This window comes from Shigella sp. FC1567 (assembly GCF_001743015.1).
Classification (GTDB): Bacteria; Pseudomonadota; Gammaproteobacteria; order Enterobacterales; family Enterobacteriaceae; genus Escherichia; species Escherichia coli.
Genome location: NZ_MIIV01000103.1, coordinates 1 through 7,463 on the forward strand (window position 1 = coordinate 1; position 7,463 = coordinate 7,463).

The 7,463-nt window shown below is 46.6% G+C and carries 7 protein-coding genes and 5 pseudogenes; 4 read left to right on the top strand and 8 right to left on the bottom strand.

Going from position 1 to position 7,463, the window contains the following annotated elements:
* A partial coding sequence (locus BHE85_RS07785; RefSeq protein WP_069673479.1) for an IS3 family transposase occupies nucleotides 1-257 on the bottom strand: 257 nt, incomplete at its 3' end.
* A 672-nt stretch (nucleotides 258-929) separates the two neighbouring features.
* On the opposite strand from BHE85_RS07785, the gene BHE85_RS07800 reads away from it, so the two are divergent.
* Both BHE85_RS07800 and BHE85_RS07805 read left to right on the top strand, forming a co-directional pair.
* Nucleotides 930-1,214 (top strand): type II toxin-antitoxin system TacA family antitoxin, encoded by a 285-nt coding sequence (locus BHE85_RS07800; RefSeq protein ID WP_011114751.1) that lies wholly within the window; start codon nucleotides 930-932, stop codon nucleotides 1,212-1,214.
* Nucleotides 1,202-1,687, top strand: a complete 486-nt coding sequence (locus BHE85_RS07805) for a GNAT family N-acetyltransferase (RefSeq protein ID WP_000501969.1) — start codon at nucleotides 1,202-1,204, stop codon at nucleotides 1,685-1,687. The genes BHE85_RS07800 and BHE85_RS07805 overlap by 13 nt, the downstream gene beginning before the upstream one ends.
* Nucleotides 1,688-1,694: 7 nt before the next feature.
* Here the strand turns inward: BHE85_RS07805 and BHE85_RS27330 are convergent.
* Nucleotides 1,695-1,850, bottom strand: a pseudogene (locus BHE85_RS27330) (hypothetical protein); the annotation flags it as partial.
* Between BHE85_RS27330 and ltrA the strand changes: the two are divergent.
* Together ltrA and BHE85_RS26715 are read left to right on the top strand one after the other, a co-directional pair.
* A pseudogene (ltrA, locus tag BHE85_RS07810) lies at nucleotides 1,802-2,899 on the top strand (group II intron reverse transcriptase/maturase); the annotation flags it as partial. The pseudogenes BHE85_RS27330 and ltrA overlap by 49 nt on opposite strands.
* Before the next feature lie 82 nt (nucleotides 2,900-2,981).
* A pseudogene (locus BHE85_RS26715) lies at nucleotides 2,982-3,136 on the top strand (transposase domain-containing protein); the annotation flags it as partial.
* Between the two features lie 50 nt (nucleotides 3,137-3,186).
* Here BHE85_RS26715 and BHE85_RS07820 read toward each other — a convergent pair.
* The 6 genes and pseudogenes from BHE85_RS07820 to istB all read right to left on the bottom strand — a co-directional run.
* A complete protein-coding gene (locus tag BHE85_RS07820) occupies nucleotides 3,187-3,672 on the bottom strand; it encodes an IS110 family RNA-guided transposase (RefSeq protein WP_000003223.1) in 486 nt (161 codons plus the stop codon).
* A 255-nt stretch (nucleotides 3,673-3,927) separates the two neighbouring features.
* Nucleotides 3,928-4,908 carry a ParB family protein gene (locus tag BHE85_RS07825; protein WP_000431558.1) on the bottom strand — a complete coding sequence of 327 codons (981 nt, stop codon included), beginning with the start codon at nucleotides 4,906-4,908 and terminating at the stop codon, nucleotides 3,928-3,930.
* Nucleotides 4,908-6,107 (bottom strand): AAA family ATPase, encoded by a 1,200-nt coding sequence (locus BHE85_RS07830; RefSeq protein WP_000200287.1) that lies wholly within the window; start codon nucleotides 6,105-6,107, stop codon nucleotides 4,908-4,910. The genes BHE85_RS07825 and BHE85_RS07830 overlap by 1 nt, the downstream gene beginning before the upstream one ends.
* Before the next feature lie 173 nt (nucleotides 6,108-6,280).
* Nucleotides 6,281-6,415 (bottom strand): annotated as a pseudogene (locus BHE85_RS27335) (hypothetical protein); the annotation flags it as partial.
* A gap of 13 nt (nucleotides 6,416-6,428) precedes the next feature.
* Nucleotides 6,429-6,770: pseudogene (locus tag BHE85_RS07840) on the bottom strand (IS1 family transposase); the annotation flags it as partial.
* A 63-nt stretch (nucleotides 6,771-6,833) separates the two neighbouring features.
* A partial coding sequence (istB, locus tag BHE85_RS07845) for an IS21-like element IS100kyp family helper ATPase IstB (protein WP_094190960.1) occupies nucleotides 6,834-7,463 on the bottom strand: 630 nt, incomplete at its 5' end.

The following is a 7,463-nucleotide window of genomic DNA, read 5'->3' on the forward strand; positions in this document are numbered from 1 at the left end:
TTTTTTAATATTTCATTCTCCATTTCAATGCGTTGTAGCTTTTTCCTCAGCTTACGTATTTCGATTTGTTCTGGTGTTATCGGAGAGGCTTTTGGTGTTTTGCCCTGACGCTCATCACGCAGTTGTTTGCCCCATCTTGTCATTGTGGAAAGGCCAACATCCATAGCTTTGGCGGCATCTGCCACCGTGTATTTCTGGTCAACAACCAGTTGAGCGGATTCGCGTTTAAACTCTGCGCTAAAATTTCTTTTTTTCATTGGAGCACCTGTGTTGTTCTGAGGTGAGCATATCACCTCTGTTCAGGTGGCCAAATTCAGTGTGCCACTTCAGGGCGGCATCCGGCATATAGGCAGCATGAACGCAACACAGGCTCTCGTACGGAACGTGGGAACCTGTCGTCTCGATGCTAAGGGAGCGGCGCGGAGCAGAGGCACTGCAAGCGCCTGAGTACCGATGCGAGACACAGGGGCAGATGGCTTCGTAGTAGTGAGGAAGTGCCTGTAATGGGCATGGAGCGAAGGGGGTCAGTCGAGGCGTTTGAGGTTACCAATCGAAGCTATACCCGGTAATGGCGCAGGTTGACCTGCACTTGGCCAAGTGGATTGCCCGCAAACACAAGCGAGCGCGAGGTAGTCTGGTGCGTGCATTCGAGTGGTTACTGCGAATTCGTCACGACTGCCCGACGCTGTTTGCACACTGGTGCTTAGCTTACGATACTTGAATGGTTCAACGACAAGAGCCGTATGACGCGAGAGTGTCACGTACGGTTCCGTGGGAGCGTAGGGGGGCGGTGCCCCTGCGCCACCCGATATCCCCTTTGAGTGCGGTTACGTCCACAGAGGTAAATGCCGCTGACGCGGCATCTGTAATCTGTTACTTTGTGTACATCATTTGCTATATATTGTCAATATGCTATTGTTGTAAAGCAAATGATATACGGAGGCTTTATGAAATCAGGTGTTCAGCTCAATCTCAGAGCAAGAGAATCACAGCGGATACTCATTGATGCTGCTGCAGAAATTCTTCATAAGTCGCGTACAGATTTCATTCTGGAAATGGCCTGTAAAGCTGCTGAAGATGTTATTCTCGACCGGCGGGTGTTTAATTTTAATGACAGGCAATATGAAGAGTTCATTGAAATGCTTGATGCTCCGGTTGCAGATGATCCTGCCATCGAAAAATTGCTGGCAAGGAAACCTCAATGGGATGTGTAACTGCACCAGAACCTTTATCCTCATTTCATCAGGTCGCTGAATTTGTCAGCGGTGAAGCTGTACTTGATGACTGGTTAAAGCAGAAGGGGCTAAAAAATCAGGCAATCGGAGCCACCCGGACTTTTGTTGTATGCAGAAAAGGTACGCAACAAATAGTCGGTTTTTACTCACTGGCCACTGGTAGTGTCAATCATACAGAAGCTACAGGTAACCTTCGGCGCAATATGCCAGACCCCATTCCTGTAATTATACTTGCACGCCTGGCTGTAGATGTGTCATTTCGAGGAAAAGGGCTTGGCGCGGATTTACTTCATGATGCAGTTCGTCGTTGTTACAGGGTTGCCGAAAATATCGGTGTGCGTGCAATTATGGTTCATGCGCTTACGGAAAACGCAAAACAGTTTTATATTCATCATGGTTTTAAGCCATCAAAAACTCAGGTGCAAACATTGTTTCTTAAACTCCCTCAATAGGGAGTAATGCACTGGTCTGGGCATCATATCTGGATGTGCGTCGCAACAAGGGAGCCCCCCGGATGCGACGGGCAGACTTTGAAAATGTTCGACCAGCAACGTGATGGCAATCTATACAAGATCTGGAACCGGCTATGTTCGGGAACATGGTTTCCGCCACCAGTGCTGGAAAAACGGATCCCGAAGTCGAATGGCAAGGAACGCATTCTGGGGATCCCAACAGTATCCGATCGAATTGCTCAGGGAGCGATAAAACTTTTCATGGAAGAAAAGCTTGACCCGATTTTCCATGCTGATTCATATGGTTACCGACCAGGCAAATCAGCTCATGACGCTCTGAAACAATGTGCCATCCGGTGCTGGCGTTATAGCTGGATACTGGAAGTGGACATCAGTGCGTTTTTCGACCATGTGAAACATGATCTGGTGCTCAAAGCTCTGGAACACCACGGGATGCCTAAATGGGTCATCCTGTACTGTCGACGCTGGATGGAAGCGCCAATGCAGAGTTGTGAAAATGGAGAATTAATAACCCGAACACGAGGCACTCCGCAGGGCGGGGTCATTAGTCCGCTACTTGCTAACTTGTTCCTTCACTATGCATTTGATTTGTGGATGGAAAGAGAATATCGGGGGGTACCGTTTGAGAGGTACGCTGACGATATTGTAGTACATTGTTCACGAATGAGTGATGCAACAAGGCTAAAGAACAGGTTATCGGAGCGCTTCTCGGAAGTCGGGCTGGTCCTGAATGCAGGGAAAACGAATATCGCCTACATTGACACGTTTAAAAGGAGAAACGTCGCAACGAGTTTCACCTTTCTCGGATATGACTTCAAAGTGCGTACGCTGAAGAATTTCAAAGGCGAACGGTACCGAAAATGCATGCCGGGTGCGTCAAATGCAGCAATGCGCAAAATAACAGAAACAATCAAGAAGTGGCGTATACATCGCTCAACAGCTGAGAGTTTGCTGGATTTTGCGAGGCGCTACAATACGATAGTGAGAGGCTGGATCGAGTACTACGGAAAGTTCTGGTCCAGAAATTTCAACTATCGACTGTGGAGTGCAATGCAGTCACGTCTGCTCAAGTGGATGCAGTCTAAATACAGACTTTCGAACCGGAAGGCTCAGCGAAAGCTGACGCTGGTAAGGAAGGAGTATCCGAAGCTATTTGTTCACTGGTATTTACTACGTGCATCAAATGAGTGATCAAGAGCCGTATGACGCGAGAGTGTCACGTACGGTTCCGTGAGCAGCCGGGGAGTGAAATTCTCTCCGGCTGACTCGACTCGCGGGTTCCGACAGCGATGACGAACATGCGGCGGTGTTGTACTCGCTGATCGGCACATGCCGTCTGAACAATGTGGAACCAGAAAATGGCTGCGTTACGTCATTGAGCATATCCAGGACTGGCCGGCAAACCGGGTACGTGATCTGTTGCCCTAGAAAGTTGATCTGAGCTCTCAGTAAATATCAATACGGTTCTGACGAGCCGCTTACTTTTGGCGTAATTCTGCTGCGCCTTTACTGAACACAATGCCGTATTCAGCAAGAAGTCCACGAATGTGATTTATCAGTTGTGTCCTTTCCATTGAAACCAACCGACGCATATTCAAAAAAGTTTGGACGTCCTGTTGCTCCAGAGTTTTTATTGGTACGGGTCGTATAGTTCCATGTTGGCAGGCCTCAGCTATTGCCTGTGCGTCGTTATAATCATTTTTCTGGCACCGCTGATAAGCTTTAACATGTTGTGCCGGAAGCAATATTACATCATGGTCGAGTTTCCTGATTTCCCGGGCCCAGTAATGAGATGCCCCGCCAGCCTCCATCGCAACAGTCATTTTAGGCTGTTGCACCAGCCAGTTAAGCAGTTGATTGCGAGAAAGTTTGGTCTTTCCTGCGGGTTTGCCATGAGCATTGATACTGAAAAGATAAAAGTTCGTTTTAGCCAGATCAATGCCGGTGATTTTCTGTTCAGACATGGTATCCCGCTTACTTTTGTGGTTAAAGTTTATCCATCATGGCGCAATTGAAGGCTGCCGTGAAAGAGGGGGAAGACTATCTCATCGGTTACTGTTAAACGGCTAAGAGAAACTATCTTTTTCAAGCAAAGAAGATACGGTGAAACAGGCGATTTCACCGTGAAATACTGTTCAAAAAAAACGCTAATAAAAGCAAAATTTCTTTTAAAACAGCCAATTAAAAACTGGTGAGTTGCTGGCGAAAAACTTGAATTTTCACAGCGAATTCAGATTATCTTTTAGTACAAGAGCAATCATACGATCTAACTTATCCTGAACTTCCAACGGTAATCTGCCGAATTCATATGAGAACGTACGTCCCTTTACTCGTTTTCGAGCAAATTTATCTTTACTATCAAATTTCCATAACAAAGTTACAACCGCTTTATCCTTTACTCCTGAATCAAGCAATGAAGACATTTCCTTGGTTATAAGCCGCATAATACTGTTTTTAACCTCGTCTTCAGAAAGATTGTCATCAGCAGTAATAAGCTCAATACTCGGCGAGATATTCTTCACAACTTCATCAATAGATATATCACCCAGCCTCAGTCGTTCACTTAATTCAGCCAGTTGCCTGTAATCGGCGTATGTCAGCTCAGACTGAACAGGAAAAAGAGACACAAAATCTTTAGGTACGGACGCTGCTTGGAGGGCACGAGTCACCTTAGCTGCCGACAATCCCTCTCTTTCCGCAATTTGCTTCTGGTTCATACCGGCCTCTTTGAGACGTACTAAACGCAACCCAATTTCACGAATATTATGTTCAAGTGACGTCTGCAAATCTTTCGCCAGATGCTGAGCTTCAGAAACAGTAAGCTCATCATCCGTTACAAGTACACGTAATCCAACCTTGCATAGCAAAGCTGCTGCCCGACGACGGGAACCATCCAAAATCTCAATAAGATCGCCAGTCCGAATCCCAATACATGGATAGAATTGTTGTAAACGTATAGTTCTGGTGATGTCTTTTAGTGAGTCCGGCGTCAGGGCTGTCTGTTCGCGGCCATTCACCTCTTCAACCACAAAAGTTTGAGTGTCCACTTTGTCATGATCAACCTTGATCTCAGTAAATTTTGCCTTTCGGCCAGTATTGAGGGTAAATACATGAACTGGAGCCGATATTTCTTCAGTATTATTCAGGATATTTGTATTCAGCGTACGGCCAATAGTCGGTCGGTGCTTTCTGTTTTCCATCAGTAGTTGGCCCTTATAAATTCAATACGATCAAAAACTGCTTTAGCGAAATCTTCTGCTGCCATACGTGCATTTTTCAAAGCTTCACCACTGCCAACATAAGTAACAGGATTCGCAGATATCACGGTATCAAACGACTCGCCGCTTCTCTCAAAACCATCAAGACGTGGCATTGAAACATCAAGCATGTCACCACCGAAAATCTCTTTTGTCAGGCTATGGCAGTATTTATGATCTGACTTATTCGCCAGTTTCGACATGAAGCCAATATTTGCCTGCAAACGGCATGAACATCCATCCTGTTCAATAATCTGTACAAGTTCAGGTAAACGAGCCAAATATTTAAGCGTGGAATGGAAATCAACTTGTGCTGGCGGCACCGGTGTAAACATGATATCTGCGGCAGCAATGGCATTTTTCAAAAATGCGTCCAGATGCGGGCCTGTATCAATAAGGATGAAGTCGAAATCATGCTTCAGCTTATCAATAATATTCTCACGCAATATCGCGTGTTTGTTTTGTCCTAATAGATGCTCCTCGCACAGAGTATCCCAGTTTGATGCAATAAAGGCGTCGTCAATAGAAGCCGGCATAACATAAACGCCAGGGATAACTGACGGAACGATAAAATCTTCCAGTAATTCCTCACGACTCACGTTCTGCAACATAGCCTGCGGTGCGGTTGTATCAACCAGCCCCACCGCATGCAAGTAGTTCAGAAACATAGTGGCTGATGACTGGGGATCTAAATCAAGGAGCAGAATACGTAAATCTTCTGACAGCAGGTGAGGATGAGCACGCAGGGCGTGAGCTACGGAAACACTACTCACGGTTTTAGACACACCGCCTTTTAGACTACCGATGAATATGGAATATGCCTCACTATAACGATCGCGATATTTAGGAATGCCACGATGTGCATAGATATCGATAATGTTCTGGATGGTTAATGCATATTTTGTCGCGGTTCCTGCTGGGCGTTTTTCAAACTGATAGCCCTGAGCCTCCATCTCACCGACTGCACCATCCACGCTTGCGCGCGTTAATTTTGGAAGCTTAGCTACAGCAGACTTTGAATAGACTTGATAAAAAACATCAGCCTGAAACTCCTGCTTTTGCTCCTGAATCTGTTTTGTTAGGGCGAGCAACATTTTATCTGCACGCTGCGCAACCTTACTTAACTGCTCAAAACTAGTCATTCCCCCTCCGTGCTATGTAGGATTTTAACTTATTACAAAAAAAACTGCATTAGCAGGGTAATGCATGCAAGTGCATATTGTACATGCTTATATTAAAAATGCGCGCATTGCTGATTTATTAATCATCGGAATGAATATTACTGTAAGATAGTATGCCTTTCCGGGAGAAAGACGCTGATTTCCCCCGAATAATCCAGTTCACCACCACACTCCGGACAACAGCTTTCTTCAGGCTCCAGATGGTGTATTTCGCGGGAAACATGTTCCGGTAACGGACGGCGATGACGTGACTGTCGCAACAGGCGGGGGTAGTGCTTCCAATCAGTAGAACATGTGCTTTTCAATGAAGGAGCCGATGACTTTTTCGTGGATTTCCACGGAACGCGAGAAGCAGATTGTTTTACGTGCCAGCCGCTTGATGCGGGTGCGGAGGGTCCGGTTGTTACGTTCAATACGTTGCGTGAAGATTTTGCCGGTCAGGTGTTTCTCCTTCGGCACTTCTCTGGCGTAGCTGCCCCAGTCATCGCTGGTCACCATGCCGATACAGAACGGAGTCAACAGGGCTAACAGTTCCCGACAGGTCTCATCATTCCGTGGCCCGAAAGTGTAAGCCAACACACCGCCAGTTTTAGTGTTGTACGCATACCAGAGCCAGTGTTGTGTCAACGACGGATGAAAAGTGATCCACTTATATCTCCACCAACGGCCCAATATTGATCCACCGTTTTACTCAGGATTAGCTTCTGCTATAACCCCGGCCTTTCGTTTCTGTCTGAGTCGATAGCTTTCTCCTTTGATTTGAACGACATGTGAGTGGTGTAAGATACGGCCCAGCATCGCTGAGGTCAGTGCTGCATCACCGGCGAACGTTTGATCCCACTGCCCGAACGGTAGATTGGATGTCAGGATCATTGCGCTCTTTTCATAACGTTTAGCGATGACCTGGAAGAACAGTTTTGCTTCTTTCTGACTGAACGGCAGATAGCCTATTTCATCAATGATGAGCAGGCGGGGGGCCATTACTCCACGCTGAAGCGTCGTTTTATAACGGCCCTGACGTTGTGCCGTAGATAACTGAAGTAACAGATCTGCTGCTGTTGTGAAGCGAACTTGGATACCTGCACGGACTGCTTCATAGCCCATCGCGATTGCCAGATGGGTTTTCCCCACACCTGATGGCCCCAGTAATACGATATTTTCATTACGTTCTATGAAGCTGAGTGAGCGTAACGACTGGAGTTGCTTCTGCGGTGCTCCGGTGGCGAATGTGAAGTCATACTCTTCGAACGTTTTCACCGCCGGGAAGGCTGCCATTCGGGTATACATCGCCTGTTTACGTTGATGACGTGCCAGTTT